Annotated in this window: 25 protein-coding genes, 1 tRNA gene and 1 pseudogene; 20 read left to right on the forward strand and 7 right to left on the reverse strand. The window is 29.9% G+C overall.

Annotation, left to right across the window (positions count from 1 at the left end; translation table 11 throughout):
* The first annotated feature begins 103 nt into the window (after positions 1–103).
* The 4 genes from AB1Z17_RS00970 (at position 104) to AB1Z17_RS00985 (ending at position 3,793) form a co-directional block, all read left to right on the forward strand.
* On the forward strand, positions 104–712 hold the full coding sequence (locus AB1Z17_RS00970; RefSeq protein WP_368049920.1) for a thiamine diphosphokinase: 609 nt from the start codon (positions 104–106) through the stop codon (positions 710–712).
* 8 nt (positions 713–720) lie between these two features.
* Positions 721–957: a hypothetical protein gene (locus AB1Z17_RS00975; protein ID WP_368049921.1), complete on the forward strand. Its 237-nt coding sequence runs from the start codon at positions 721–723 to the stop codon at positions 955–957.
* A 441-nt stretch (positions 958–1,398) separates the two neighbouring features.
* Positions 1,399–3,099, forward strand: a complete 1,701-nt coding sequence (gene lysS, locus AB1Z17_RS00980) for a lysine--tRNA ligase (protein ID WP_368049922.1) — start codon at positions 1,399–1,401, stop codon at positions 3,097–3,099.
* A gap of 268 nt (positions 3,100–3,367) precedes the next feature.
* Positions 3,368–3,793 carry a hypothetical protein gene (locus tag AB1Z17_RS00985; RefSeq protein ID WP_368049923.1) on the forward strand — a complete coding sequence of 142 codons (426 nt, stop codon included), beginning with the start codon at positions 3,368–3,370 and terminating at the stop codon, positions 3,791–3,793.
* Positions 3,794–3,948: 155 nt separating this feature from the next.
* Here AB1Z17_RS00985 and AB1Z17_RS00990 read toward each other — a convergent pair whose 3' ends face one another.
* The 3 genes from AB1Z17_RS00990 to xrtF all read right to left on the reverse strand — a co-directional run bounded on the left by AB1Z17_RS00990 (position 3,949) and on the right by xrtF (position 5,390).
* Positions 3,949–4,341 carry a heavy metal-binding domain-containing protein gene (locus AB1Z17_RS00990; RefSeq protein WP_368049924.1) on the reverse strand — a complete coding sequence of 131 codons (393 nt, stop codon included), beginning with the start codon at positions 4,339–4,341 and terminating at the stop codon, positions 3,949–3,951.
* Positions 4,342–4,410: 69 nt separating this feature from the next.
* Positions 4,411–4,857 carry an exosortase F system-associated protein gene (locus tag AB1Z17_RS00995; protein WP_368049925.1) on the reverse strand — a complete coding sequence of 149 codons (447 nt, stop codon included), beginning with the start codon at positions 4,855–4,857 and terminating at the stop codon, positions 4,411–4,413.
* Positions 4,854–5,390, reverse strand: a complete 537-nt coding sequence (xrtF, locus tag AB1Z17_RS01000) for an exosortase family protein XrtF (RefSeq protein ID WP_368049926.1) — start codon at positions 5,388–5,390, stop codon at positions 4,854–4,856. Before xrtF ends, AB1Z17_RS00995 begins: the two co-directional genes overlap by 4 nt.
* A 261-nt stretch (positions 5,391–5,651) precedes the next feature.
* On the opposite strand from xrtF, the gene purH reads away from it, so the two are divergent.
* The 6 genes from purH to rodA are packed head-to-tail and all read left to right on the forward strand — an operon-like array spanning position 5,652 to position 12,735.
* Positions 5,652–7,178 carry a bifunctional phosphoribosylaminoimidazolecarboxamide formyltransferase/IMP cyclohydrolase gene (gene purH / locus AB1Z17_RS01005; RefSeq protein WP_368049927.1) on the forward strand — a complete coding sequence of 509 codons (1,527 nt, stop codon included), beginning with the start codon at positions 5,652–5,654 and terminating at the stop codon, positions 7,176–7,178.
* 53 nt (positions 7,179–7,231) lie between these two features.
* Positions 7,232–8,260, forward strand: coding sequence for a rod shape-determining protein (locus tag AB1Z17_RS01010; protein ID WP_115877656.1), 1,029 nt, complete (start codon positions 7,232–7,234; stop codon positions 8,258–8,260).
* 21 nt (positions 8,261–8,281) lie between these two features.
* Positions 8,282–9,112, forward strand: coding sequence for a rod shape-determining protein MreC (mreC, locus tag AB1Z17_RS01015; protein WP_368049928.1), 831 nt, complete (start codon positions 8,282–8,284; stop codon positions 9,110–9,112).
* A complete protein-coding gene (gene mreD / locus AB1Z17_RS01020) occupies positions 9,105–9,611 on the forward strand; it encodes a rod shape-determining protein MreD (RefSeq protein WP_368049929.1) in 507 nt (168 codons plus the stop codon). Before mreC ends, mreD begins: the two co-directional genes overlap by 8 nt.
* Positions 9,612–11,468, forward strand: a complete 1,857-nt coding sequence (mrdA, locus tag AB1Z17_RS01025; protein WP_368049930.1) for a penicillin-binding protein 2 — start codon at positions 9,612–9,614, stop codon at positions 11,466–11,468.
* Positions 11,458–12,735, forward strand: coding sequence for a rod shape-determining protein RodA (rodA, locus tag AB1Z17_RS01030; protein ID WP_368049931.1), 1,278 nt, complete (start codon positions 11,458–11,460; stop codon positions 12,733–12,735). The genes mrdA and rodA overlap by 11 nt, the downstream gene beginning before the upstream one ends.
* A gap of 128 nt (positions 12,736–12,863) precedes the next feature.
* Here rodA and rpsT read toward each other — a convergent pair whose 3' ends face one another.
* The 3 genes from rpsT to proS all read right to left on the reverse strand — a co-directional run bounded on the left by rpsT (position 12,864) and on the right by proS (position 14,778).
* Positions 12,864–13,115 (reverse strand): 30S ribosomal protein S20, encoded by a 252-nt coding sequence (gene rpsT / locus AB1Z17_RS01035; RefSeq protein ID WP_368049932.1) that lies wholly within the window; start codon positions 13,113–13,115, stop codon positions 12,864–12,866.
* Positions 13,116–13,139: 24 nt separating this feature from the next.
* Positions 13,140–13,211 (reverse strand) — tRNA-Glu (locus tag AB1Z17_RS01040).
* A gap of 88 nt (positions 13,212–13,299) precedes the next feature.
* Positions 13,300–14,778, reverse strand: a complete 1,479-nt coding sequence (gene proS / locus AB1Z17_RS01045) for a proline--tRNA ligase (RefSeq protein WP_368049933.1) — start codon at positions 14,776–14,778, stop codon at positions 13,300–13,302.
* A 105-nt stretch (positions 14,779–14,883) separates the two neighbouring features.
* Here proS and AB1Z17_RS01050 point away from each other — a divergent pair, with 105 nt between their 5' ends.
* The 5 genes from AB1Z17_RS01050 (at position 14,884) to AB1Z17_RS01070 (ending at position 20,096) form a co-directional block, all read left to right on the forward strand.
* Entirely contained in the window at positions 14,884–16,179 is a 1,296-nt protein-coding gene (locus AB1Z17_RS01050) for a hypothetical protein (protein WP_368049934.1), read from the forward strand.
* A gap of 36 nt (positions 16,180–16,215) precedes the next feature.
* Positions 16,216–17,568 carry an OmpP1/FadL family transporter gene (locus AB1Z17_RS01055; protein ID WP_368049935.1) on the forward strand — a complete coding sequence of 451 codons (1,353 nt, stop codon included), beginning with the start codon at positions 16,216–16,218 and terminating at the stop codon, positions 17,566–17,568.
* Positions 17,569–17,672: 104 nt separating this feature from the next.
* Positions 17,673–18,569, forward strand: coding sequence for a NifU family protein (locus AB1Z17_RS01060; protein WP_368049936.1), 897 nt, complete (start codon positions 17,673–17,675; stop codon positions 18,567–18,569).
* A 4-nt stretch (positions 18,570–18,573) separates the two neighbouring features.
* On the forward strand, positions 18,574–19,302 hold the full coding sequence (gene ubiE, locus AB1Z17_RS01065) for a bifunctional demethylmenaquinone methyltransferase/2-methoxy-6-polyprenyl-1,4-benzoquinol methylase UbiE (RefSeq protein ID WP_368049937.1): 729 nt from the start codon (positions 18,574–18,576) through the stop codon (positions 19,300–19,302).
* A gap of 101 nt (positions 19,303–19,403) precedes the next feature.
* Positions 19,404–20,096 (forward strand): porin family protein, encoded by a 693-nt coding sequence (locus AB1Z17_RS01070; RefSeq protein ID WP_368049938.1) that lies wholly within the window; start codon positions 19,404–19,406, stop codon positions 20,094–20,096.
* Here the strand turns inward: AB1Z17_RS01070 and AB1Z17_RS01075 are convergent.
* The gene (locus tag AB1Z17_RS01075; RefSeq protein WP_368049939.1) at positions 20,093–20,821 is read right to left on the reverse strand and encodes a TrmH family RNA methyltransferase; all 729 of its coding nucleotides are present in this window, start codon (positions 20,819–20,821) and stop codon (positions 20,093–20,095) included. The two genes, AB1Z17_RS01070 and AB1Z17_RS01075, sit on opposite strands and share 4 nt — an antisense overlap.
* Positions 20,822–20,897: 76 nt before the next feature.
* Here AB1Z17_RS01075 and AB1Z17_RS01080 point away from each other — a divergent pair, with 76 nt between their 5' ends.
* The 5 genes and pseudogenes from AB1Z17_RS01080 to AB1Z17_RS01100 form a co-directional block, all read left to right on the forward strand.
* The gene (locus AB1Z17_RS01080; RefSeq protein ID WP_368049940.1) at positions 20,898–23,366 is read left to right on the forward strand and encodes a BamA/TamA family outer membrane protein; all 2,469 of its coding nucleotides are present in this window, start codon (positions 20,898–20,900) and stop codon (positions 23,364–23,366) included.
* A 112-nt stretch (positions 23,367–23,478) separates the two neighbouring features.
* Entirely contained in the window at positions 23,479–24,546 is a 1,068-nt protein-coding gene (fbaA, locus tag AB1Z17_RS01085; RefSeq protein WP_368049941.1) for a class II fructose-bisphosphate aldolase, read from the forward strand.
* Positions 24,547–24,654: 108 nt separating this feature from the next.
* On the forward strand, positions 24,655–25,515 hold the full coding sequence (gene accD / locus AB1Z17_RS01090; protein WP_368049942.1) for an acetyl-CoA carboxylase, carboxyltransferase subunit beta: 861 nt from the start codon (positions 24,655–24,657) through the stop codon (positions 25,513–25,515).
* Between the two features lie 126 nt (positions 25,516–25,641).
* On the forward strand, positions 25,642–25,911 hold the full coding sequence (gene rpsO, locus AB1Z17_RS01095; RefSeq protein ID WP_115877672.1) for a 30S ribosomal protein S15: 270 nt from the start codon (positions 25,642–25,644) through the stop codon (positions 25,909–25,911).
* A gap of 139 nt (positions 25,912–26,050) precedes the next feature.
* Positions 26,051–26,703: pseudogene (locus tag AB1Z17_RS01100) on the forward strand (polyribonucleotide nucleotidyltransferase); the annotation flags it as partial.

Raw genomic sequence — 26,703 nt, forward strand, 5'->3', positions numbered from 1 at the left:
AACTAAGCGGAAATGACACTCATAAAAAAAGAATTATTGAAATTCAATCTAAATTGTAACCACTTCGTTAATTTATAAGTCTTTTTTGCTATTTTTGCTGTCTATGAAAACGAAAAAAGCATTTATTCTTCTCAATGGCTCGGAACCTTCCTCCCTTCCAAACCTAACTAAGTATGATATTGTTTGCGCAATAGACGGTGCCTACAATCATTTTGAAGCTATCAATATAGTTCCCGATTTAGTTACGGGAGACTTTGATTCTATAAACACTATCCCAACAACTGTTGAAGTTATAAAAACTCCAAATCAAGAATTTACAGATTTTGAAAAAGCCTTACAAATTCTAAAACACCGTGGTTTTTCGCACGTAGATGTTTATGGCGGAAGCGGTAAAGAACACGATCATTTTTTAGGAAATATAAGTACAGCATTGCAATGGAAAATGGGTTTAACCATTTCTTTTTTTGATGATTTTGGGAAATATCTTTTTATTGAAGAAAGTATTGTAATCAACAATGTTAAAGGGAAAAATATTTCATTAATTCCTTTTCCAACCGCAAATGGAATTGTTACAAAAGGACTTAAGTTTCCGCTTAATAATGAAACTTTATCTTTTGGAGAACGTATTGGAACACGCAATATTGCTATTGAAGAAAGCGTTTTTATTGCTTTTGATAATGGAGAATTATTAGTCTATATCAGTCATAAATAGCATATATTTTGAATAGAAAACTAAAATTGATTTGGGATTTTAAAGGTCCTGCATCACAAAAAACTGCCGAACATCATTGTATTCATTTAAAAGAATATGCCAAAATTAAACAACTACATTATTACGAAATTAATGTTACGTTCTTTTCAGAAATGCATTCTATTGCCTTTATTATTGTAGATGAAATTGATATGAAAACCTACAGAGATGCTTTAAAACCTCATAGAGGTGAGTTGGCAATTTAATGCGAAAAGAAAAAAAGTGAAACAAGGAGATATTTGACGTAAAAAAGGCATAAAAAAAGCGTCCCGGTTTTTCGGGAAGCTTTCCATCGGTTTAAAACCTATGACGTTTAACGTCATTACAACACAACTATCGCAAAAAATGCGATACGCAAATATATAAATTTTAATTTGATTTTAAATTCAATATTCTTTTTCTTTCTAAATTACTGTTATTTCTTAATTGATTGTATCTTTGCACACCAAAAATAGTATCTGGCAGGAAAACACAGCAGAATTAAAATTGATTCTTTTGAGCCTATTTCACTTTTTTACTTGTCGGCTGATGCTTAGGCATCTCCTAAAGAAAGAAAAGCAACATATCTCTCAAAATTTATACAATTTGTAAAAACCGTCTGTTTCCAAGCAAACACTAAATAAAAAATAAATCATAAATATAGCATCATGCAATTATCACCACTTGAAATAGTTAGAAGAGAATCTTTACAGAAACTACGTGAATTAGGTATTAATCCATATCCAGCAGAAGAGTTTAAAACTACTGCAACCGTTAAGGAAATCACTTCTAACTTTAACTCTTTTGAAGGTAAAGAAGTTATTTTAGCTGGTAGAATGATGAGTCGAAGAATTATGGGTAAAGCTTCTTTTGCCGAGTTAAAAGACGCATCTGGACGCATGCAAATTTACATAAACAGAGACGAAATTTCTTCAGAAGAAGACCCAACAATGTACAATACTGTATTCAAAAAATTATTGGATATGGGTGATATTATTGGCGTAAGAGGTGACGTTTTCAAAACAAAAGTTGGTGAAGTTTCTGTAAACGTTAAAGAATTAACCCTTCTTTCTAAAAGTTTACGTCCACTTCCAGTTGTAAAAACAGATGCTGATGGAAAAGTACACGATGCGTTTTCTGATGCAGAACAGCGCTACCGTCGTCGTTATGTAGATTTAATTGTAAACGATCACGTTAAAGAAACGTTTATTAAACGTACAAAAATCACAAATTCTATGCGTGAATTTTTTAATAAAAAAGGATATTTGGAAGTTGAAACTCCTATTTTACAACCAATTCCTGGTGGTGCAGCAGCAAGACCATTTATGACACATCATAACGCATTAGATATGCCGTTGTATTTGCGTATTGCTAACGAACTATACTTAAAAAGGTTAATTGTTGGTGGTTTTGATGCCGTTTACGAATTTGCAAAAGACTTTAGAAATGAAGGAATGGACAGAACTCACAATCCAGAGTTTACGGTAATGGAATTATATGTTGCGTACAAAGATTACAACTGGATGATGAATATGACTGAAGAACTACTTGAAAAAATTGCAATTGATACCAATGGAACAACAGAAGTACAAATTGGAGAAAATAAAGTAAGTTTTAAAGCGCCTTATCCAAGAGTTCCAATTTTAGAAGCTATTAAAATTCATACTGGATATGATGTTGCAGGTATGGGCGAAGTTGAATTAAGAGATGTTTGTAGAAAAGTTGGACTTGAAGTGGATGAAACAATGGGTGTTGGTAAATTAATTGATGAATTATTCGGTGAAAAATGTGAACACCTATACATTCAACCAACATTTATTACGGATTATCCAAAGGAAATGAGTCCGTTAACAAAAGAACACCGCACAAACCCAGATTTAACAGAACGTTTTGAATTAATGGTTAACGGAAAAGAATTAGCAAACGCTTATTCAGAGTTAAACGACCCAATAGATCAACGAGAACGCTTTGAAGATCAGATGAAATTATCCGCAAAAGGCGATGATGAAGCTATGTTTATAGATCAAGACTTTATAAGAGCATTAGAATATGGTATGCCTCCAACATCTGGTATTGGAATTGGAATTGACCGTTTAACTATGTTTATGACAAATAATGCATCTATACAAGAAGTTCTTTTCTTCCCACAAATGAAACCTGAGAAAAAAGCTCCTTCAATAGAATTAAACGATGACGAAAAAGCTGTTTTTGAAATTCTTAAAAAAGTAGAAAAAATTGACTTGCCAGCATTAAAAACTCAAAGTGGTTTAAGTAACAAAAAATGGGATAAAACTATAAAAGGATTAACAAAACACAATCTAGCAAAAGTTAATAATACCGATGAAGGTTTGTTTGTAGAGTTGGCTTAATACTAGTTTAACGTATAATATTAAAAAGGGAATTACTTAATTGTAGTTCCCTTTTTTTTAATCAAATTTCATCCAAATACTTAACTTCTAATTGATTAATATTTAGCTTTCTTAAAGTAAAATCAATTTATCATATAATTTAGTTTACCTTGTCAAGATTAATAATTACATTTTAATAAGTTATATTTTTTAAAATAAAGTGAACAAATCTTTACATATGTTGAAAAAATAACAATTTAATACTCACTAAACACTAACAATCTTTCCAATGAAAAAATCAAAACTAAAATATTTAACTTTTTTCATATGCATATTATTTTTATTTCAAAATTGTAGAGTATATAATTCTAAATCAGTAACAATTGAAGATGCTGCACAATACCCTGGCAGAGTTAAAATTAAAACCAATTCTAATGATACTTACAAATTAGAAAATATTAAAAAAGAAGAAGGAACTTATTATGGAGTAGTAAAGAAAAACTCAAAAGCTGCTAATGATTTGTTAGAACATATAATTAATGAAAATTCAAGTAATAAATATGTACAAATTTTATTAACGGAAGATTTAACAAAAGATATTCATTTACAAAGTAAAGGCAAGTCAACTGGACTATCTGTAATTGGAATTGCACTTTTAAGTTTATTAGTTGGTAGTCTAGCAATAGTTGCGATACTTGGAGGTTTTTTTGGTTAATTTTTTTTGGAATATTACCTAGATGTGTGGGATTTCATTGCGGTTTAGGCAATAAAAAATGGGATAAATACTTGTATATCAAAAGTCAAATCAAAAAAAGGCTGTTTAAAAATTTAAATTTTTAAACAGCCTTTTAAATTTTTATAATCCTAGAATTAGGCCTTACAATCGCAAGAACCAGGTTCGCACATTGTGCATTCTTTTTCCATTTTCGCCATTTCTTTTTGGCAAGTACATTTTCCGTCTTCACATTTGCATTCTCCACCTTCAATACATTTGCAACCTTCGGCGTGTTTAACATCAGAATCTACTGCTTTTGTTTTTAAATCCATTTTACATACTGGACAAGAACCTGTTTCTTCATAAGTTTTCCCTTTTTCACAATCCATTGGACATTGGTAAATATCTTTAGAAGCCATTTCTTCACTAGAATGGTCGTGACCTTCGTGTGATTCCATTTTAGCGTCTTCTTTTTTTGTTTCTTTACAAGCGGTAAACAGCACTGCAAAAGAAAAAATTGCAGATAAAATTAGAATTGTTTTTTTCATGTTGTTTGTTATTAGATTTATTTAATAAAATTAGTTTAATGAACTATAAGTCGACTAAATTACTAAAAATTACTGATTTTGTATTTTTTTATTTTGAAGTTTTTGATAATAAAAAGCAAATACTAATATAAAAAGAAATAATGGCTGAATTAAAAATCGTCTCACATAAAAAATGAGTAAGTTATTGGCCAAATCTTCAAAATTTAATAAAATAAATAGTACCAGACATAACCCTAGAAATGAAATCACATAAAATTTTAGTGAAAAGAAAACGGTCTTTATATTCCTGAAAATTAAATAAATAATAGCTAAAGATACTATTGAATTTAATGCATATCTTAAAAGAAGATTCAAAAAATAATGACTTAAGTTTAATTCTGGAAGTGTTTTAGTTAAAGACTCATTTTTAAAATAAGTAATTAATGGGTCGTAAAAAAAAGGCTCTAAAAAAGCTCTAATTCCAACTAACATTGCTAGAAGAATTATAATTAAAACTGCGCTTGTGCTTTTTTTCATTCTTTTAATTTTGAAAATTTCTGAATCCAAATAAACCAAAGTAAAAATGTGATTCCATAAATTATACTTGGAAAAATTATGGCGTGTAAAACATTTTCATAAGCTGGATACTTGTAAATTGCCAATGCAATTATCGCTATTCTAACAATATTTATAATGTAGATAATTAAACTTCCAAATAAAATATACAATGCTGTTTTTTTAAATCCACTTGCAAAAGCTACAATAAACGCAATAAATAAAATTATTATGCTTACAGCGTTGCATCCTTCAACAACCCTTGCAACATACATACTATTAATAAATAATTTTATAGACAATTCTGAAGCATGCTGTTCAATCTTTGCATCGAATCCTACCAAGTTTAATAAGTATTGAGATTGCTCAGCTACAGTTTTTGTAATAGGCGTACAAGCAAAAAAGGCAGCTGTTGTTTGGTTTTTTGATAAGTAAGAAGAGTATAATAAAAACAACAGCATATAAGTTCCAAAAAACTTAGCTAGAAAAATTATAACTGTTTTATTATTTTGCACTAAAAGAAAATTATTTTTCCCTAAAATTACAAATTATTATCGATTCAGTATCATAAATCTATTTACAAAAGATCTTGAACATTTATTAAAATTGGTTGTAAAAGAAAAATGGAATTAATATAAACTGTATTGTTAATTATCATTTATCAATAAAAAAATTGATGTCCCATTAGCATTTAAAAATCTCTAAAATTCAGTGTAATTTATATTGTATAAACTATTGATAATTATTAGCTTTGCGCAACAGCAACAATACTACTTATGACCACTACTAAAAAAGCAACATCTGCATTAATTTCTGTATTCCACAAAGATGGATTAGAGCCAATTGTTAAAAAATTAAACAACCTTGGAGTTACCATTTATTCTACTGGTGGAACTGAAAGTTTTATAAAAAATTTAGGAATAGATGTTATTCCTGTAGAAGATTTAACATCATACCCATCTATTTTAGGCGGTCGCGTTAAAACCTTACATCCAAAAGTTTTTGGAGGAATTTTAGCCAGAAGAGAAAATAAAAATGACATATCACAACTTGGAGAATATGAAATTCCTGAATTAGATATTGTAATTGTTGACTTGTACCCTTTTGAAAAAACAGTTGCGAGCGGCGCTCCAGAACAAGATATTATTGAAAAAATTGATATCGGTGGAATTTCTTTAATTAGAGCTGCTGCAAAAAACTTTAAAGATGTTATTTGCGTTTCATCTATGAATCAATACAATGAGTTTTTAGAAATTATTTCCAAAGGAAATGGAGCAACTACTATAGAAGAACGTAAAAGTTTCGCTGCAAAATCTTTTGCAGTTTCTAGTCATTATGATAGTGCTATTTTTAAGTATTTAAATAAAAACGAATTGGCTTTTAGAGAAAGTTTTGACAATGCTTCAATATTAAGATATGGAGAAAACCCTCATCAAAAAGGTTACTTTTTTGGAGATTTGGATGCTTTATTTGAAAAATTACACGGTAAAGAACTTTCATATAATAATTTATTGGATGTTGATGCTGCCATAAATTTAATGAACGAATTTAAAAATGATGCCCCAACTTTTGCAATTTTAAAGCATAATAATGCCTGTGGATTAGCACAAAGAACAACTTTAAAACAAGCTTATACAGATGCTTTAGCTGGTGATCCAACTTCTGCTTTTGGAGGTGTTTTAATTTCAAATAAAGAAATTGATGCAGAAACCGCTACAGAAATTCATAAATTATTTTGTGAAGTTGTAATTGCTCCTAGTTATTCTAATGAAGCCCTTACACTTCTTAAAGGTAAAAAAAATAGAATTATATTAATTCAAAAAGATATTGAATTACCTAATTATCAATATAGAACTGCGTTAAATGGAGTGCTGTATCAAGAAAAAGACAACAAAACAGATAATGCCAGCGTTATGTCAACTGCAACGGTTGCAGCACCTTCAGAAAGAGAGTTAGAAGATCTATTTTTTGCATCTAAAATTTGCAAACATACGAAATCTAATACCATTGTTTTAGTAAAAAACAAACAGTTGTATGCAAGTGGAACAGGGCAAACTAGTAGAGTTGATGCATTGGAACAGGCAATTGCAAAAGCAACACATTTTAATTTTGACTTAACAAATGCAGTAATGGCAAGTGACGCTTTTTTCCCATTCCCAGATTGTGTGGAAATAGGAAAAAATGCAGGAATAAGTGCCGTTATTCAACCTGGAGGTTCAATAAAAGATCAATTATCTATAGATTATTGTAATAACAATAAAATGTCGATGATATTTACAGGAACGCGTCATTTTAAACACTAATTTCATTAACTTTGTAAGGTTCTGATTTAAAAATTAAATAAATAATAAAATATATGGGTTTTTTCGACTTTATGACCGAAGACATTGCCATTGATTTAGGTACTGCAAATACCCTAATTATACATGATGGCAAAGTAGTAATTGATGCACCTTCAATTGTAGCAAGAGATAGGTCTACTGGTAAAATAATTGCAACTGGAAAAAAAGCCAGTTTAATGCAAGGAAAAACTCATGAAAACATAAAAACAATTAGACCCTTAAAAGATGGTGTAATTGCAGATTTTGAAGCTTCGGAGCAAATGATAAAGGAATTTATCAAAAATATACCAAGCATTAAAAAACGTTTTTTCACGCCTTCATTACGTATGGTAATTTGTATTCCTTCAGGTATCACAGAAGTTGAAAAACGTGCAGTTATTGATTCAGCTGAGCATATGAATGCTAAAGAAATTTACCTAATTCATGAACCAATGGCTGCGGCAATTGGTATTGGAATTGATATTATGCAACCAAAAGGAAATATGATTATTGATATAGGTGGTGGTACAACAGAAATTGCTGTAATTGCTTTAGGCGGAATTGTTTGCGATAAATCTGTAAAAGTTGCTGGTGATGTTTTTACTGCGGATATTGCTTATTATATGCGAACACAACATAACTTATACGTTGGTGAACGTACTGCTGAAAAAATAAAAATCCAAATTGGTGCTGCAACAGAAGATTTAGAAACTCCGCCTGAAGATATGTTGGTTCAAGGGCGCGATTTACTAAGCGGTAAACCAAAACAAGTACAAGTATCTTTTAGAGAAATTTCTAAAGCATTAGACAAATCTATTTTAAGAATTGAAGATGCTGTAATGGAAACACTTTCAAAAACACCTCCCGAATTAGCGGCCGATATTTACAATACAGGTATTTATTTAGCTGGTGGTGGTTCTATGTTACGTGGTTTAGATAAGCGATTATCTAGAAAAACAGATTTACCTGTTTATGTGGCTGAAGATCCTTTAAGAGCTGTTGTTAGAGGTACTGGAATTGCTTTAAAAGATTTAGAAAAATACAAGAATGTATTAATGAAATAATACAATACTTTTAGTTAAAATATGCAGCAATTAATTTATTTCATTAGAAAATTTAAATACTTTCTGCTATTTATACTTTTAGAGAGTATAGCTTTTATTTTTATAATTCAGCACCATTCTTTTCATAAAAGTAAGTTTATTAATTCTGCAAATTCTATAACTGGAGGTATTTATAATACCGCAAGTTCTGTAAATGATTTTTTTTATTTAAAATCTGAAAATCACAGATTGATAGAAGAAAATACGCTTTTAAGAAACTTATTAAATAAAAGTGAACTCGATTTAAATAAAGACACCTTTATACTAAATGATTCCGCAAAATACGGCCAGAAATACGAATATTCGTATGCAAAAATTATAAATAACAATTATACAAACAGAAACAATACACTTACTTTAAATAAAGGAACAAATCAAGGAATCACCACCGATTTAGGTGTTATAAATAGTAAGGGAATTATTGGGGTAACAAAGAGTACCTCAAATAATTATACTACTGTTTTATCCATTTTAAATAAATATTCTAAAATTAATGTTCGTTTAAAAAATAGCAACCATTATGGAACATTGGTTTGGAATGGAATAGATTATAACATTTTGCAATTAATTGATATTCCAAGGCAAGCGCAAATTAAAATAGGTGACACAATTATAACAGGTGGAAAATCAGCTATTTTTCCAGAAGGAATAAAAATTGGAGCTGTTAAAAGTTTTAAATTTGAAAACAATCAATATAAAAATATAGACATTCTATTGTTTAACGATATGAGTTCCATTGGTTACGTCCAAATTGTAAAAAATCTTGAAAGAGTTGAGCAACAAAATTTAGAAAGTAATATCTTAAATGAATAACCTAATTTTAAATAATTCAGTACGTTTTTTAGCATTAGTACTTTTACAAGTACTAGTTCTAAATCATCTCAATTTATTTGGATATTTAAATCCCATGGTTTATATAGTTTGGGTGGTGTTATTTCCAATTCGAAAAAATAAAAGTTCATTGTTAATTTTAAGTTTTTTACTTGGTTTAAGTATTGATTTTTTCTCAGACTCTGGTGGAATTAATGCCGCAGCTACTATATTTATTGCTTTCATAAGACTCCCTTTATTAAAAATTGTACTTAAAAAAACAGATTTTGATTATTTATTATTTAATTTAAGAGCTGTTTCGTTTGGTAAAGCATTTTTATTTATAACTATTTTAACCTTTATACATCACTTTATTATTTTTAGTTTAACATATTTTAGTCTGAATTCTTTTTTAACAATTATTTCTAACACAATTTTAACAAGTATTATAACAATAATTATAAGTATTTTAGGTATTATATTATTTACAAAAAAGAAGTAAATGAAAAGATCTGGCTTATTAACCTTTTTAATTATTTTTACAGCACTTATATTTATTGCACGCCTGTTTTATTTACAAGTTTTAAATAATGTGTACGCAGTCCCAGCATTAAATAGCTCTGCTGTGAAAATAACCTATGATTATCCTGAAAGAGGTTATGTGTACGACAGAAATGGTCTTTTATTAGTTGCCAACCAACTATCTTACGATATCATGGTGATACCTAGGGAGGTAAAACCACTAGACACCTTAGAGTTTTGTAATTTACTTAAAATCACTAAGGAAAATTTTCTTAAAAAATTTGAAAAAGCAACACGTTATTCCACAAGAATTCCTTCTCCGTTTTTAGTGCAATTATCAAAAAATGATTACGCTTATTTACAAGAAAAAATGCACAAGTTTAAGGGTTTTTACATTATAAAAAGATCCCTTAGAGAATATCCGTTAAATTCTGCACCAAATGTACTCGGCTATATTAGTGAAGTAAATGAGAGTATGATTAAAAAGAACCCTTATTACCAACTTGGCGAATTAATTGGAACTGCAGGGATTGAAACAACTTATGAAGGTATTTTGAGAGGAACTAAAGGAGTAAAATACATACAAAGAGATCGATTTAACAAAGAAATTGGTTCTTATAAAAATGGAATATTCGACACCCTTCCTTTACCTGGAAAAGATGTTACTTTAACACTTGACAGTAAATTACAACAATACGGTGAAGCGCTAATGGTAAATAAGCGTGGTGGAATTGTTGCAATTGAGCCTTCATCTGGAGAAATTTTAGCATTGGTTTCTACCCCAACATTTGACCCTAATTTAATGGTTGGAAGAGAGCGTTCTAAAAATTTTACAAAACTATATTTAGACACTATAAACAACCCGTTATTAGATAGAGGTTTACAAGGAGAATATCCTCCAGGATCTCCTTTTAAAGTAATTACAGCACTCACTGCTTTACAAGAAAATGTAATTAACACAACTTCAACAATTAAATGTTTTGGTGGTTATAAATATGGCGCTGGAAAAGGTGCTTTTATGGAATGTCACTGTGGAATTAATGGTCCAGTAGCTTTAAATAAAGCTATTTACAGATCTTGTAATAGTTACTTCTCGAATGCATACAGAAAATCTATAGAAAATTACCCAACTACTCCTGAAGGAACAAATATTTGGAGCAGTCACGTAAAAAGTTTTGGATTAGGTAATTACTTGAATAACGATTTATCAGTTGGACAAAAAGGATTAATTCCTGATGGAAATTTCTATAATAAATGGTATCCTGATAATAGATGGACAGCAACTTATACTATTTCAAACGCTATAGGGCAAGGCGAAATTTTAACTACTCCTATCCAATTAGCAAATATGACTGCGGCAGTAGCTAACAGAGGGTTTTATTTTATACCTCACATTGTAAAAAACATTAAAGACGAAAAAATAGACACAAAATTTGTTACACCTATTAATACAACCATAGATAAAGAACATTTTGAACCCGTTATTGAAGGGCTTTTTAATGTATTTGAAAACCCAAGAGGTACAGCCAGAGGTTCCAGAGTAGAAGGAATTGAAATTTGCGGTAAAACTGGTACTTCAGAAAATCCACATGGACAAGACCATTCTATATTTATTGCCTTTGCTCCAAAAGACAATCCTAAAATAGCCATTGCCGTTTTTGTTGAAAATGGATATTGGGGATCAAGATGGGCTGGCCCAATAGCCAGTTTAATGATAGAAAAATACTTAAATGGAGCAACAACAAGACCTTGGGTAGAACAAAATATGTTTAACGGTAGTTTACAAAATGAGTACGAAAAACAACTACAACAAGAAACTATAGACATTGAGAAGTAGAAAAACTAATATATTTTTTGGAATTGATTGGGTATTAATACTCTTTTATTTTATGCTAGTCTTTTTTGGTTGGATAAATATTTATTCTGCAACTATTACTGAAGAACAGTTTAATATTATAAATTTTTCTACCGAATATGGTAAACAACTTATTTGGATTGGCTTAAGCTTACCGATAATTCTATTAATTCTACTTTTTGATGCTAAATTTTACGAAAAATATGCTTCATTAATTTATTTAATTTGTTTAATATCTTTAGCAGGACTTTTTGTATTTGGTAAAAATATAAATGGAGCAACATCTTGGTATAATTTTGGTAGTTTTGGACTGCAACCTTCAGAATTTGCTAAAGCTGCAACTGCATTGGCTATTGCAAAATTAGTAAGTGACAAGCAATTCAATTTAAAGAAATTGAATACCCAGTTACAAGCGTTTTTAATTTTATTTTTTCCAGCAATATTAATTACACTGCAACCGGATCCCGGATCAGCATTAGTTTATACGGCATTCATTTTTGTATTATATAGAGAAGGATTGCCTTTTTATTATATTACAATAGGTTTTATTACACTAATTCTCTTTGTTATTACCTTGTATTTTGGATTTACTTACACTTTAATAGGCTCTTTACTACTGTTTATCATCATTTTATTATATTTTATTTTTTATAGAAAAAAGGCATTAAAAAAAGGTTGGATTAAAATTTTAGGAATCTATTTTGTTGCTGCCTTTTTTATTTTTAGTGTTGATCTAGTTTTTAACCACGTTTTTGAACAGCGGCACAGAGATAGATTTAATATATTATTAGGAAAAACTACAGATATAACAAATATTGGTTACAACACAAACCAATCTGTTACTACAATAGCCTCTGGAGGTTTAACTGGTAGAGGGTTTTTAGAAGGTGAACGGACACAAGGTAATTTTGTTCCAGAACAGCAAACGGATTATATTTTCACGATCGTTGGTGAAGAATGGGGCTTTCTGGGCACAACTACTGTTATACTTATATTTACACTTTTTTTATTGAGAATAATACAAATAGCTGAACGACAAAAATCAAAATTCAGTAGGGTCTATGGATACAGTATTGCTGCAATATTTTTTACGCATTTTACTATAAATATTGGGATGGTGCTTGGATTACTTCCAACTATTGGAATTCCCTTACCCTTTTTTAGCTATGGTGGTTCAGCCTTATGGGGCTTTACTATATTGCTTTTTCTGTTAATAAGATTAGATGCTAACAGGTCTTATGAATGGTAATGAAATGAATTACGAATTTCAAATTATGAATTATGAATTGGTAGCTCTTAGTAAAAAAAGAAAACTATACAACAAAAAAAAGCATTCTAATTAAAATTAGAATGCTTTCTATTATGTGTTTAAAAATACTATAACGCTGCTACTTGTTTCGCTAGTTTAGATTTTAAATTACTCGCTTTATTTTTGTGAATAATATTTTTCTTTGCTAATTTATCAACCATCGCAACAACTTTTGGAAATAACTCTTCAGCTTCTTTCTTTTCAGTTGTAGCACGTAAGTCTCTTACAGCATTACGCGTAGTTTTATGCTGATATTTATTTCTTAATTGCTTAGCGCGATTACTTCTAATTCTCTTTAAAGCTGACTTGTGATTTGCCATTATAAAATTTTTTATTAAATTTTGTAGTCCGTAGGGGAATCGAACCCCTGTTACCAGGATGAAAACCTGGCGTCCTAACCCCTAGACGAACGGACCATTATTTTTTTTGCCAATGACATTATTTCGTCATTGCGGATGCAAAAATACAACTATTTTTTATTCTGCAAAATATTTTTCAAAAAATTTAATAAGCTTTTGCAAATAATACTCTTTGAGATGACTTTTCCCCAGTAAACACGCAGGTTCCAGTCTCAATTTTATTTTTTAAAGGAATACATCTAATGGTTGCTTTGGTTAAATCTTTAATTTTATCTTCAGTTGCTGTTGTTCCATCCCAATGTGCAGATACAAAACCTCCTTTAGTTTTTATCGCCTCTTTGAACTCTTCAAAGGTATTAACTTCAGTTGTATGCTCTTTTCTAAAAGAAATAGCTTTATTAAACAAGTTATCCTGAATTTCAACTAAAAGTTTAGAAACTACAGAAACAACATCATCCTGAGAAACTGATTGCTTCTCTAGGGTATCTCTTCTAGCAACTTCAACAGTGTTATTTTCCATATCTCTTTTTCCAATTGCAATTCTTACAGGAACACCTTTTAATTCGTATTCGGCAAATTTTGCACCTGGTCTAAAAGTATCTCTATCATCAAACTTAACCGAAATTCCCAGTTTTCTAAATTCTTTTACAAACACATCAACTTTACTAGTTATTTCAGCTAGTTGCTCATCGCCTTTATAAATTGGCACAATTACAACCTGAATTGGTGCTAATCTTGGTGGTAATACCAATCCTAAATCATCAGAATGCGTCATTATTAACCCACCAATTAAACGTGTAGAAACACCCCACGATGTTGCCCAAACGTATTCTTGTTTTCCTTCTTTAGATGTATATTTAACATCAAAAGCTTTTGCGAAATTTTGTCCTAAAAAATGTGAAGTTCCTGCCTGTAGAGCTTTTCCATCTTGCATTAAACCTTCAATACAATAGGTTTCAACAGCTCCGGCAAAGCGCTCACTTTCAGTTTTTAATCCTTTTATAACAGGCATCGCCATAAATTTTTCAGCAAATTCGCCATAAACGTCTAAAATTAATTCTGCTTCTGAAATAGCTTCCTTTTTAGTTGCATGTGCTGTATGACCTTCTTGCCATAAAAATTCTGCCGTTCTTAAAAATAAACGAGTTCTCATTTCCCAACGCACAACATTTGCCCATTGGTTTATTAACAAAGGTAAATCTCTATACGATTGAATCCAACCTTTGTATGTATTCCATATAATTGCTTCAGAAGTTGGTCGAACAACTAATTCTTCTTCTAATTTTGCAGTTGGATCAACACGAAGTTTTCCTGGTTTATCAGGATCATTTTGCAATCTGTAATGCGTTACAACAGCACATTCTTTTGCAAACCCTTCAGCATTTTTTTCTTCTGCTTCAAATAAACTTTTTGGAACAAATAATGGAAAATAAGCGTTTTCATGACCTGTTTCCTTAAACATTCTATCCAATTCAGCTTGCATATTCTCCCAAATTGCGTAACCATATGGTTTAATTACCATACAGCCTCTAACTGCAGAATTTTCAGCTAAATCAGCTTTTACAACTAACTCGTTGTACCATTTGGAATAATCTACTTCTCTCTTTGTTAAATTCTTACTCATAATCAAAAGTTTGGCATAAATATTGCATCTTTTTTTATTAGAAAATGCTAATTTCGACAAAATTAGTTTTTTTTAAATAGTTAACAATAAAAAATTCAATTGATTATGACAGTTTCAAATATCTTTACTCAAAAATACTCGCAAATAGCACTGCTTTTTGTATTATTTGTTAGTTTATATTCTTGTGGTACTTATCAAAGCGCATATAGTGATGATGGAATCTATGGCTCTAGTAATCAGACAGCTGATGAAGAAATTGTAATAGTTGAAAAATCTGAATTTGATAAAAATTATTTTTCTCGCCAATTAGATGAAATTCAAAACATTGGTGAAGAGGATGTTTTTACAGATATTGATGACTATTATTATGAAGATACTTACGAAACTGACGATTTAAACAACTCGAACAATCAACCTTGGGAATATACAGATAATATAACTATAAATATAGATGCTGGCTATGGTAGCTATGGTTATTACTGGCATAACCCATTTTATTATAACTATTCATACAATTACTACCCTTACTATTACAACTATTATAGCCCTTGGAGATCATTTAGACCGTGGCTTTATAATGGTTATTATGGAGATTATTATGCGATGAACTATGGCAATTATCCTTATTATGGTGGATACCGTTATTACAATCCTTTTAGGTATAATCGCTACAATGATGGTTACTACCCAAATAATTATTTGTACAAAAATTATAAAAGATATGATTCTTATGGGAAAAGAACTGCCTACAATACAACTTCAAGAAGAACTGGCATATCTAATGCTGCTGTTAACCGAAGAAGTACCGCAAATATCGTAAGTAACTCAAGAAACACTAATACAAATAGTACTACTAGAAGATCTTCAAGCACCAATAATAGAACAAAATCTATTGATGAAAATACAAACAATACAAATTCGAGATCTATTAATAGAGTGCCTACCAGAACTATTCAGAGAAGCAGTTCAACCAGAAGTGTTAATCCAACAAGGCAACAATCTTCTACTAGACAATCTTCAACAAGAATAAGAAGAAACTCGGCATATAATAATGCGCCGTCAACTAGTAGGTATTCTACAAATACTAGCAGAGACAGAAATATTCAATATGTACCGAACAACAGGGTAAGATCGATTAAAGGAACGGTTTCTGATTATAGTAACAACCAAACTAGAGCAACTAACACAAGAAGGTCCACTAAAAAATATGCACCTACTAAAAATAGTTCGTCTAATAGCACAAATTATAGTCGATCATCCAAATCTTCTAACGCTAACAATAATAGCTCATATTCGTCGTCCAGATCATCTTCTTCAAGATCATCTGCAGCTTCGTCTAGATCCTCAAGTTCTTCATCTTCATCTAGAAGTGCTTCAAGAGGTTCATCTCGAAGAAACTAATCTAAAAAAATATATAAATAATAATTCTTTAACATTATGAAAAAATTATTTTTAACAGCAATGCTTTACTGTGTTGCTTTCATTTCAAATGCTCAAACTTTAGGGTATAATGATATTGGCGTATTGTTTTCAAAAGAAAAAATTAATGGTACTGCCAGATATAACGCAATGAGCGGTGCTTTTGGGGCATTAGGTGGTGATTTATCGGCTATTGAAACAAATCCTGCCGGAGCAGCAGTATTTTTAAATAGTGAATTTGCACTTTCATTAAATATTAAAAATACAGAAACGAATGTAAATTATTACGGAAACAACGAGTTTTCCGAAAATGATATTACAAGCTTATCGCAAGCTGGAGGCGTATTTGTATTTCAAAGTTATTCGAGAAATTCAGACTGGGGGAAAATAGCTATTGGCTTTAATTATAGTATTGCCAACGATTTTGAAACACAATGGTTTGCTAAAGGAAACAATAATTATCCAACTTGGATAGACGACCCAAATGATGATAATATTCAATATTTAGATACCGACGGACAATATTTTGAGAATTTTAACGACGGGAGAAATGATAAATATTCATTTACATTTGCTTCAGAATTAAACAATAGTATATATTTAGGTGCTTCTTTTAGCACCTACGATATAGAAAACTTACAAAGAATTTTATTAGAAGAATATAATAAAGACAGCAACGGAAATACTTTAGATGCTTCTTTAATTCAAGAACTTTACACCTATGGAGAAGGCTTTTCATTTAATGTAGGTTTAATTTCGAAAGCTACTGAAAATATGCGATTAGGTTTGGCTTACCAATCACCGGTCTGGTACACGCTTTCCGAAGATTATTTGGATGCTGATTTAGAAGTTTATGTTAGTAATACTGACGAACTAATTACTGATTATTCTGGATTCAATGCTTTCGATTATAAATTAAGAACTCCGAGTAAATTAACTGGAAGTTTTGCCTATATTTTTGAAAAACAAGGTTTAATTAGTATCGATTATATCTATAAAAATTACAGCAATATAGAATTAGATATGGCTGGGAATTTCGGATTTATTGAAGAGAACAAAGCTTTTAACACAGATTTAGAAGCTAGAGGAGAATTAAGAATGGGTACAGAATGGCGCTTTGATAAACTCTCTATAAGAGGTGGTTATCATTTTGAAAAAAGCCCCTATAAAAATGCTTTGGATTCAGATGCTACTGAAGGCTTTTCTTTAGGAGCTGGTTATAAATTTAGAGGAGGGAAAATTGATGCTTCTTATCAAAAAGACACAAATACAGCAGCATATAATTTTTATCCACAATACAACAATATTAATGCAGCTGAATTAGATATTGATACTTCTAAATTTACAATTACATTGGTTTTAAATATTTAATTACAATTACATATAAATACAAACGTCTCTTTAAAAGGAGGCGTTTTTTAATTTTAAGCAATTACCTAAAATTGTTTTAGTACTTTTGCACAAATACTTAAAAAATGAATACAGTTACTTTAAAAATAGAGAAAACAACAAACGATACTATACTTAAATTTACAGCAAATACAATTTTAATAAGTGGTAGTTATCAATTTAATAATATTGATGAAGCTAAAAACTCACCTTTAGCACAACAATTATTTCATTTACCATTTATTAAACGTGTTTTAATTTCAGCAAACTTTATTGCATTAGAGCGTTTTTCAATTGTAGAATGGTCAGATGTTCAGGAAGAAGTAAAAGAACAAATAGAAAATTATTTAAACAGCCCAGGAGGTGTGTTGGTTTTAGAAGAAACTGAAACAATTAAAAAAGTTCCTGTTGAAATATATTCTGAAGTAACACCAAATCCAAGTGTTTTAAAATTTGTTGCAAACAAAAAACTTGTTGAATTTGATTTGGAATATAAAAATATTGAAGAAGCCAAAAACTCTCCTTTAGCAACAGAATTGTATAATTTCTCTTTTGTAAAAGAAATTTTTATTTCAGAAAATTATGTATCAATCACAAAATTTGATGTAGTAGAATGGAGTGAAATAACCAATGAAATAAGAAGCTTTATAAAACAATTTATTGCTGATAGCAAAACAATTGTAGATAAAAGTGTGCAACCAAAAAACAAAGAACAACAAGGAATTCAGCTAGAAGATTTAGACGATGTTTCTAAACAAATTATTGCAATTTTAGATGAATACATTAAACCTGCTGTAGCGGCTGATGGAGGTAATATTCTGTTCCAATCTTACAAACAAGAAACAAAAGTTGTTAATGTTATTTTACAAGGAGCTTGCAGTGGTTGTCCCTCTTCAACAATTACCTTAAAAAATGGTATTGAAAATATGCTGAAACAATTAATTCCTGGTCAAATTGAACAAGTTGTAGCCTTAAATCAGTAAATTAATGGCAGAAAAAGTAAATCCTTATAAAGATTCCGATTTAGGAAAAAAGCAACAAGTTGCTCAAATGTTTGATACCATTTCTAATGAATACGATGGTTTAAACCGTGTTATTTCTTTTGGAATAGATATAAAGTGGCGTAAAAAAGTAGTTAAAATAATTGGCGCAACCAATCCTGATAAAATACTAGATATTGCAACCGGAACAGGAGACTTAGCTATTAATTTAACTGAAACGAACGCATCAAAAATAATTGGTTTAGACATTTCTGAAGGAATGCTAAATGTTGGTCGCAAAAAAATTGATAAACTGCAATTAAACAATCAAATTGAAATGGTTTTTGGCGATTCTGAAAATATTCCTTTTGAAGCTAACTATTTTGATGCCATAACGGTTGCTTTTGGAGTTCGTAATTTTGAAAATTTAGAGAAAGGTTTGTCAGAAATTTATCGTGTTTTAAAACCAAACGGAACTTTTGTAGTTTTAGAAACCTCTATTCCAACAAAAACACCTTACAAGCAAGGTTATAAATTTTATGCAAAATATATATTACCTTCTATTGGAAAACTGTTTTCAAAAGATAAAACGGCCTACAAATATTTATCTGATTCTGCTGCTGCTTTTCCTTACGGAAAAGCTTTCAACAATATTTTAGCAAAAATTGGGTTTATAGATATTGAAAACAAACCGCAAACATTTGGGGTTTCTTCAATTTATATTGCAAAAAAATAGTGTATAGAACGAACATGCTAAAAATTTCATCAATAAACTAAATCACTAATAGCGAACACTCCAGAGCTTCGGAATGACAGTTAAAAAAATAATAAAGGCACATGAAAAAAATTGTTTTATTAATTATTTTTGTTTTTAGTATTACTTGTATAAATGCTCAAATGCGAGATAAAGTAATTTACAAACAAACTTGGGACAGACAAACAGTTTTTTGGGGTTATTATTTAGGAATCAATAAAAAAGATTACAAAATAAGTTATAAATCTGAAGGTTCTTTTATTAATGTTACATCCAGTGCTGGTTTTAATGTTGGCTTAATTGGAGATTTACGATTGCATAAAAATATTAATTTAAGGCTAGAACCCGGACTTTCCAGCAATACTAAAGAACTTGCGTTTACGCATATTGAAGGTGGTCCAAAAGATAGTTTAAGAGCTGTAAATGCAACTTACTTAAGAGTTCCTTTACTTTTAAAATTAAGTACAAATAGGTTGTATAATTTTCGTCCTTATCTTATTGGCGGTGTTTCTTACGATTATAATTTTTCGAGCAATCAAGACAATCCCGCTGATAATTATGATGGAGAATTTAGAATGAAAAAAAATAATTTTACTTATGAAATTGGTGTTGGTGTAGATTTTTACCTTCCTTATTTTATATTTTCACCATCAATTAGGGGTGTTTTTGCTATAAATGATGAACTTATTAGAGATAATAATACTAACAGTCCGTGGACCGGTAATGTAGATTATTTTGGAACAAGAGGTATCTTTTTAAAACTAGCTTTTCACTAATTTCCCCTTTTAAATTCACTTAATAAAATTGCAGTTGCAGTTGCAACATTTAAACTTTCAGTTTGTTGCAAATTTCCAAATCTCGGAATTGAAATTGCCTTATCTAATAGTTCTAAAACAGGGTTACTAATTCCATTTGCTTCATTTCCCATAACTAAAACTGCATTATTTGGAAGTGTTGTTTTATACACATTTTCACCATCCATTAAACTAGCATATGTTGTTTTTTTGGTACTTTTTAAATACACTTCCAAATCGGTATAAAATACCGAAACTCTAGTTAAAGATCCCATAGAAGCTTGTACCACTTTTGAGTTGTAACAATCTACCGTATCCTTAGAACATATAAGTTGTTCTATTCCAAACCAATCACACAATCTAATTATAGTGCCTAAATTTCCAGGATCATTAATTTCATCTAAAGCTAAAACCAACCCTTCTTTTTCAATAAAATTAATAGTAGGAATTTTAAAAATTGCCAATACATTATTTGGCGTAATTAAGTTGCTTATTTTCTTTAATTCAACTACAGAAATTAGTGTATAATTTATCTGATTTTTATACTCAGTGTCATCAACACAAAAAAGATGTTCCAACTCAAATGTTGAATTCAAAAATTCATTTACAACTTTAATTCCTTCAACAATAAATAAATTAGCAGCAATTCTGTACTTTTTTTTACTTAAGCTCGTTATTAATTTTAGTTGACTTTTACTTAAACTCATTTATTTTTATATATAAAATAGTAATTGGGTAATACTCCGAAAAGTTTTACATTTGAACAAATTTAAACTCTTATTTTTGAAAAACAATTTTATAATATTACTAATTTTAATAAGTATAACCTTAAACTTTTCATCTTGCAACACTTTAAAGTATGTTTCGGATGAAGAATACCTGCTTACCAAAAATTCAGTTTTTGTAAATAATAAAAAAAATGTTGATGCAGAAATAACAGATTATATTGTACAACGTCCGAATCAATTGGTATTAGGCGTTCCTTTTCCTCTCCATTTTTATAATATTGGAAATAAAAAATTTGAAACAGATTACAACCTTTGGAAAACAGCGCATCCTAATACTTCAAAATTTGTAACTTCTATATTTTCTGAAAAACAAACAAAAGGATTCCACAAATTTAAAAAGGGGGCGAATAATTGGTTTTTAAACAATGGCGAATCTCCAGTTATTTTTGATATTAAAAAAGCTAACCAGACTATAGAAAATTTAAAATTACATTATTATAATGAAGGCTTTTTTAATGCTGAAGTTAATTTTGAAGAAGTTAAAACTAAACGTAAAAAAATTAGTGTAAATTATAATATAAACACTGGCAAACCTTATACATTAGACACTATTAAAACTAATATTGAATCCAAAGTTTTAGATTCTATTTATGCAGCAAATAAAGAAAAATCTTTTATAAAAAAAGGAAAACAATTTAACTACGAACTCTTTTTTGATGAACAAGACAGAATTAACGAACTCTTTAGAAATTCTGGAATTTATCGTTTTAATAAAAACGCCATTCTAGTGGAGGCAGATACCGCTAATTACAAATCTAATATTAATCTAATAATTAATGATAGTATAGCGAATGTTCCTTTTAAAATTCAAAAAATTAAAAATATAAATATTTATACAGATTATTCTTATAACACAAAAGATGAGCCTATTAAGGATAGCTTAAATTATAATGGGTATTTATTTTTATCTCAAAAAAACCTCAGATACAATCCTAAATTACTTTTAGAAAGCGTTTTTATTGAACCAAATACCATTTATAAAGACCAAACTAGAGAATTAACTCGTAAAAATTTAAGGCGATTAAATAATTTTAAAAACATTACTATTAAGTACAAGGAGATAGAAAATGACTTATTAGAAGCTTCAATTTATTTGTCACCCTTAAAAAAATATTCAATTGGAACTAGCGCAGAACTTACACATTCTAACATAAGACAACTCGGTATTTCTGGAAAATTATCTTTTTCAAACCTTAACATTTTTAAAGGAGGTGAAATATTAAAATTTTCTGTACAAGGATCTTTTTTAGACTCCAAAGATGCCGCGGATAAAGAGAAGTTACTAAATGCTTGGGAAGTTGGAGGCGATGTTTCTTTAGAAATTCCGCGCATTTTATTCCCTTTTAAACCAGACAATATTATTCCAAAAAATATGGCTCCCAATACCATTTTAACATTGGGTACTTCTTTGCAAAAAAACATTGGATTAGATAAACAAAAATTCACAGGTATAATTGATTATACTTGGGAGTCCACTCCAACTAAAAAACACAGTTTTCAACTTTTAAATGCTCAGTTTATTAAAAACTTAAATATAGACTCGTACTTTAATATTTACAAATCTGAGTTTAACGAAATCCAAAATATTGCCTCCACATACTTTAATGAAGATGCTTTAGAAACTACAAAAGTAATTCAGTTTATTGATACAAACATCAATTCAACTTTTGAACAAAGTAACCCAACCGAATTTAAAATCGCTCAAAATATTAAAAAACGTTATTCAATTATAACTGAAGATGTTTATATACCTTCGGTAGCGTATACTTTTACTTTTAATAATAGTGAAAGTTATAAAGACACCGATTTTTCATTTTTTAGGGCACGTATAGTTTCAGCCGGTAATTTAACAAGTTTACTTTCAAGTAAAAAAGATAATGACAATGTTAAATTAGTATTTAACACCCCAATTGCTCAGTACATTAGAACAGATTTAGAATATAAAAAATTCTGGAATTTAACTTTAGAAAACGTACTCGCTTTCAGAAGTTTTTTAGGAATTGCTTTTCCTTATAACAACTCCAAAACCATTCCTTTTAGTAGAAGTTATTTTATTGGTGGACCTAACGATTTAAGAGCCTGGAAAATTTACGATTTAGGACCGGGTTCTACAAAAACCGGTTTAGAATACAATGTGGGTAACCTTAAATTTCTTACCAGTTTGGAATATAGATTTAAGGTAATTAACAGTGTAAAAGGCGCTTTATTCGTTGATGCTGGGAATATCTGGGACATTTCAAAAACCACCGTAACAGCTTCTGAAGGAAAATTTAATGGTTTTAATTCTTTAAAAGATATAGCCATAGGATCTGGTTTTGGAATCCGATACGATTTAAGTTTTATTTTATTAAGATTAGATATAGGTTTCAAAACCTACGAACCCTATTTGGAAAACAATAAATGGTTTCAACACGTAAACTTTAAAAACAATGTTTACAATTTCGGAATTAGTTACCCTTTTTAACATAAAAAACTATTTCGTTTTCGTTTTTTTTCAATTCTAAGGATAATAAATAGGTATAAATCCTTAATTTTGTTACAATCAAATAATACACAATTAATACAACTAAATAATTATGAGTCATACTATTAAACCCGGAGTTGCAACAGGAAGCGAAGTGCAAGCGATTTTCAAATTAGCAAAATCAAAAAATTTCGCATTACCTGCAGTAAATGTTATAGGATCTAATACAATTAATACAGTTTTAGAAACAGCCAAAGAATTAAATTCTCCTGTAATTATTCAATTCTCTAACGGAGGAGCGCAATTTAATGCCGGAAAAGGATTATCTAATGAAGGGCAAAAAGCAGCAATTGCAGGCGGTATTGCAGGTGCAAAACACATACATACCTTAGCTGAAGCTTATGGAGTTCCAGTAATTTTACATACAGACCACTGCGCAAAAAAATTATTGCCTTGGATTGACGGATTGCTAGACGCTGGAGAACAATTTTTTAAAGAAACTGGTAAACCATTATATAGTTCCCATATGATAGATTTATCTGAAGAACCGTTAGAAGAAAATATCGAAATTTGTAAAACCTATTTAGCACGTATGGCTAAAATGGGAATGACATTAGAAATTGAATTAGGTATTACTGGAGGTGAAGAAGATGGTGTGGATAATTCCGATGTAGATGTTTCTAAATTATATACACAACCTGAAGAAGTTGCTTATGCTTATGATGAACTTAAAAAAGTAAGTGATAATTTTACAATTGCCGCATCTTTTGGAAATGTTCACGGTGTTTACAAACCAGGAAATGTTAAATTAACTCCAAAAATCTTAGACAATTCTCAAAAATATATTGAAAAGAAAAATGGTACGGAAACAAACCCTGTAGATTTTGTATTTCACGGAGGTTCTGGTTCTTCATTAGAAGAAATTAGAGAAGCTATTGGATATGGAGTTATTAAAATGAACATAGATACTGATCTTCAATTTGCTTTTACAGAAGGCATTAGAGATTATATGAATGAAAAAATTGACTATTTAAGAACACAAATAGGAAATCCCGATGGAGCCGATAAACCAAACAAAAAATACTACGATCCTCGTGGTTGGTTGCGCAAAGGTGAAGAAACTTTTAAAGCGCGTTTAATCCAGGCTTTTAAAGATTTAAACTGTGTAGACACCCTATAAAACAGAACTTTACACTATAAATATTTAAAGAGAACATATTTTTTATATGTTCTCTTTGTTTTTTTTAGTAATTTGCACCTCTATAATGCAACATAAAATTATATAAATATGTCGTCTTGGTTTAAAAGAAAAGATAAAGGAATTCAAACTCCTACCGAAAATAAAAAGGATGTGCCAAAAGGTTTATGGTACAAAACTCCTAGCGGAAAAGTAATAGATACCGATGAATTAAAAGATAATTATTATGTGAGTCCAGAAGATGGCTACCATGTAAGAATTGGAAGTGCAGAATATTTTGAAATTCTTTTTGACGATAATAAGTTCAAAGAATTTGACAAAAATATGGTTTCAAAAGATCCATTAAAATTTACTGATACGAAAAAATATACCGATCGTTTAAAACAAGCTTATGAAAAAACAAAACTAAAAGATGCCGTTAGAACTGCTGTTGGAAAATCTTTAGGAAAAGATTTAGTTATCGCAGCTATGGATTTTGCTTTTATTGGAGGATCTATGGGGAGTGTTGTTGGAGAAAAAATTTCAAGAGCAATTGATTATTCAATAAAAAATAAAGTTCCTTTTTTAATGATTTCAAAATCTGGAGGTGCACGAATGATGGAAGCTTCATATTCTTTAATGCAATTGGTAAAAACATCTGCTAAATTAGCACAACTTGCAGATGCAAACATTCCATATATTTCGTTATGTACAGACCCAACAACTGGAGGAACAACTGCTTCTTACGCAATGTTAGGTGATGTAAACTTTGCAGAACCAAATGCTTTGGTTGCTTTTGCAGGACCAAGAGTTGTTAAAGATACAACAGGCAAAGATTTACCTCCAGGATTTCAAAAATCTGAATTTGTACTTGAACATGGTTTTTTAGATAAAATAATAGAGCGTAAAAATCTAAAAAAGCAAATTAATTTATATATTGACTTAATTGAGAATATACCTATTAGGAACTAGAAAAAATTAAAGCAACTAATTTTATACAAATAATTCATATTCAAAATAATAATAGTATCTTTGCCGACTATTAGCTGCATATTGCAGTATTAATACATAAAAATTATTAATAAAATTAATGTTAGCATGTACTTAACAAAAGAGAAAAAAGCAGAAATTTTTGCAAAGCACAACGAATCAGCAACAAACACTGGTTCTTCAGAAGGTCAAATTGCCTTATTTACTTTTAGAATTAACCACTTAACAGAACACTTAAAAAGAAATCGTAAAGATTATAATACTGAGCGTTCTTTAGTAAAACTAGTAGGTAAAAGAAGAAATTTATTAGATTATCTAATTAAAACTGATATTGTAAGATATCGTGAGATAATTCAAGAATTAGGAATAAGAAAATAATTTTACAAATTAAGAGGCAAAACTATTGCCTCTTTTTTTTTAAAATATTCTTATATAAAGAAAGCATAAATTAAACTTTTCATTGGTAAACACAACACAACAACAACCAATTGTTTAATTAAATTTTAAAAAATTATTTATGATACCTAAGGTACATACACAAATTATTGATTTAGGAGATGGAAGAACCATTTCTTTAGAAACAGGAAAATTAGCAAAACAAGCGCATGGTTCGGTTGTTGTACAAATGGGTAATGCTATGTTGCTTTGTACAGTAGTATCTAACTACAAGCAGAGTGATGTTGATTTTTTACCATTAACAGTTGACTACAGAGAAAAATTTGCTGCTGCTGGTCGTTATCCAGGTGGTTTCTTCAAAAGAGAAGCAAGACCAACGGATGCTGAAGTTTTAACAATGCGTTTAGTGGATAGAGTATTACGTCCATTATTCCCAAAAGATTACCATGCTGAAACACAAGTAATGATTCAGTTAATGAGTGCTGATGATAATGTTATGCCAGACGCTTTAGCTGGATTAGCCGCTTCTGCTGCTATTCAATTAAGTGATATTCCTTTTGAAACTCCGATTTCTGAAGTTAGAGTTGCAAGAGTAAATGGTGAATTTATCATCAACCCAAGTAGAGAATTATTAGAACAAGCTGACATTGATATGACTATTGGTGCTTCTGCAGATTCTGTAATGATGGTTGAAGGTGAAATGGATGAATGTAGCGAAGAAGAAATGGCAGAAGCTATTAAATTTGCGCATGAAGCTATTAAAGTACAATGTGC

The sequence above is a fragment of the Lutibacter sp. genome (assembly GCF_040883305.1).
In the GTDB taxonomy this organism is placed as follows: domain Bacteria; phylum Bacteroidota; class Bacteroidia; order Flavobacteriales; family Flavobacteriaceae; genus Lutibacter.

What these genes read in the sequence shown, in the direction of transcription:
- AB1Z17_RS00970 (WP_368049920.1), top strand. Translation starts at nt 104, where the DNA reads ATGAAAACGAAAAAAGCATTTATTCTTCTCAATGGCTCGGAACCTTCC.
- lysS (WP_368049922.1), top strand. Translation starts at nt 1,399, where the DNA reads ATGCAATTATCACCACTTGAAATAGTTAGAAGAGAATCTTTACAGAAA.
- AB1Z17_RS00985 (WP_368049923.1), top strand. Translation starts at nt 3,368, where the DNA reads ATGAAAAAATCAAAACTAAAATATTTAACTTTTTTCATATGCATATTA.
- AB1Z17_RS00990 (WP_368049924.1), bottom strand. Translation starts at nt 4,341, where the DNA reads ATGAAAAAAACAATTCTAATTTTATCTGCAATTTTTTCTTTTGCAGTG.
- AB1Z17_RS00995 (WP_368049925.1), bottom strand. Translation starts at nt 4,857, where the DNA reads ATGAAAAAAAGCACAAGCGCAGTTTTAATTATAATTCTTCTAGCAATG.
- purH (WP_368049927.1), top strand. Translation starts at nt 5,652, where the DNA reads ATGACCACTACTAAAAAAGCAACATCTGCATTAATTTCTGTATTCCAC.
- AB1Z17_RS01010 (WP_115877656.1), top strand. Translation starts at nt 7,232, where the DNA reads ATGGGTTTTTTCGACTTTATGACCGAAGACATTGCCATTGATTTAGGT.
- mreC (WP_368049928.1), top strand. Translation starts at nt 8,282, where the DNA reads ATGCAGCAATTAATTTATTTCATTAGAAAATTTAAATACTTTCTGCTA.
- mreD (WP_368049929.1), top strand. Translation starts at nt 9,105, where the DNA reads ATGAATAACCTAATTTTAAATAATTCAGTACGTTTTTTAGCATTAGTA.
- mrdA (WP_368049930.1), top strand. Translation starts at nt 9,612, where the DNA reads ATGAAAAGATCTGGCTTATTAACCTTTTTAATTATTTTTACAGCACTT.
- rpsT (WP_368049932.1), bottom strand. Translation starts at nt 13,115, where the DNA reads ATGGCAAATCACAAGTCAGCTTTAAAGAGAATTAGAAGTAATCGCGCT.
- proS (WP_368049933.1), bottom strand. Translation starts at nt 14,778, where the DNA reads ATGAGTAAGAATTTAACAAAGAGAGAAGTAGATTATTCCAAATGGTAC.
- AB1Z17_RS01050 (WP_368049934.1), top strand. Translation starts at nt 14,884, where the DNA reads ATGACAGTTTCAAATATCTTTACTCAAAAATACTCGCAAATAGCACTG.
- AB1Z17_RS01055 (WP_368049935.1), top strand. Translation starts at nt 16,216, where the DNA reads ATGAAAAAATTATTTTTAACAGCAATGCTTTACTGTGTTGCTTTCATT.
- AB1Z17_RS01060 (WP_368049936.1), top strand. Translation starts at nt 17,673, where the DNA reads ATGAATACAGTTACTTTAAAAATAGAGAAAACAACAAACGATACTATA.
- ubiE (WP_368049937.1), top strand. Translation starts at nt 18,574, where the DNA reads ATGGCAGAAAAAGTAAATCCTTATAAAGATTCCGATTTAGGAAAAAAG.
- AB1Z17_RS01070 (WP_368049938.1), top strand. Translation starts at nt 19,404, where the DNA reads ATGAAAAAAATTGTTTTATTAATTATTTTTGTTTTTAGTATTACTTGT.
- AB1Z17_RS01075 (WP_368049939.1), bottom strand. Translation starts at nt 20,821, where the DNA reads ATGAGTTTAAGTAAAAGTCAACTAAAATTAATAACGAGCTTAAGTAAA.
- fbaA (WP_368049941.1), top strand. Translation starts at nt 23,479, where the DNA reads ATGAGTCATACTATTAAACCCGGAGTTGCAACAGGAAGCGAAGTGCAA.
- accD (WP_368049942.1), top strand. Translation starts at nt 24,655, where the DNA reads ATGTCGTCTTGGTTTAAAAGAAAAGATAAAGGAATTCAAACTCCTACC.
- rpsO (WP_115877672.1), top strand. Translation starts at nt 25,642, where the DNA reads ATGTACTTAACAAAAGAGAAAAAAGCAGAAATTTTTGCAAAGCACAAC.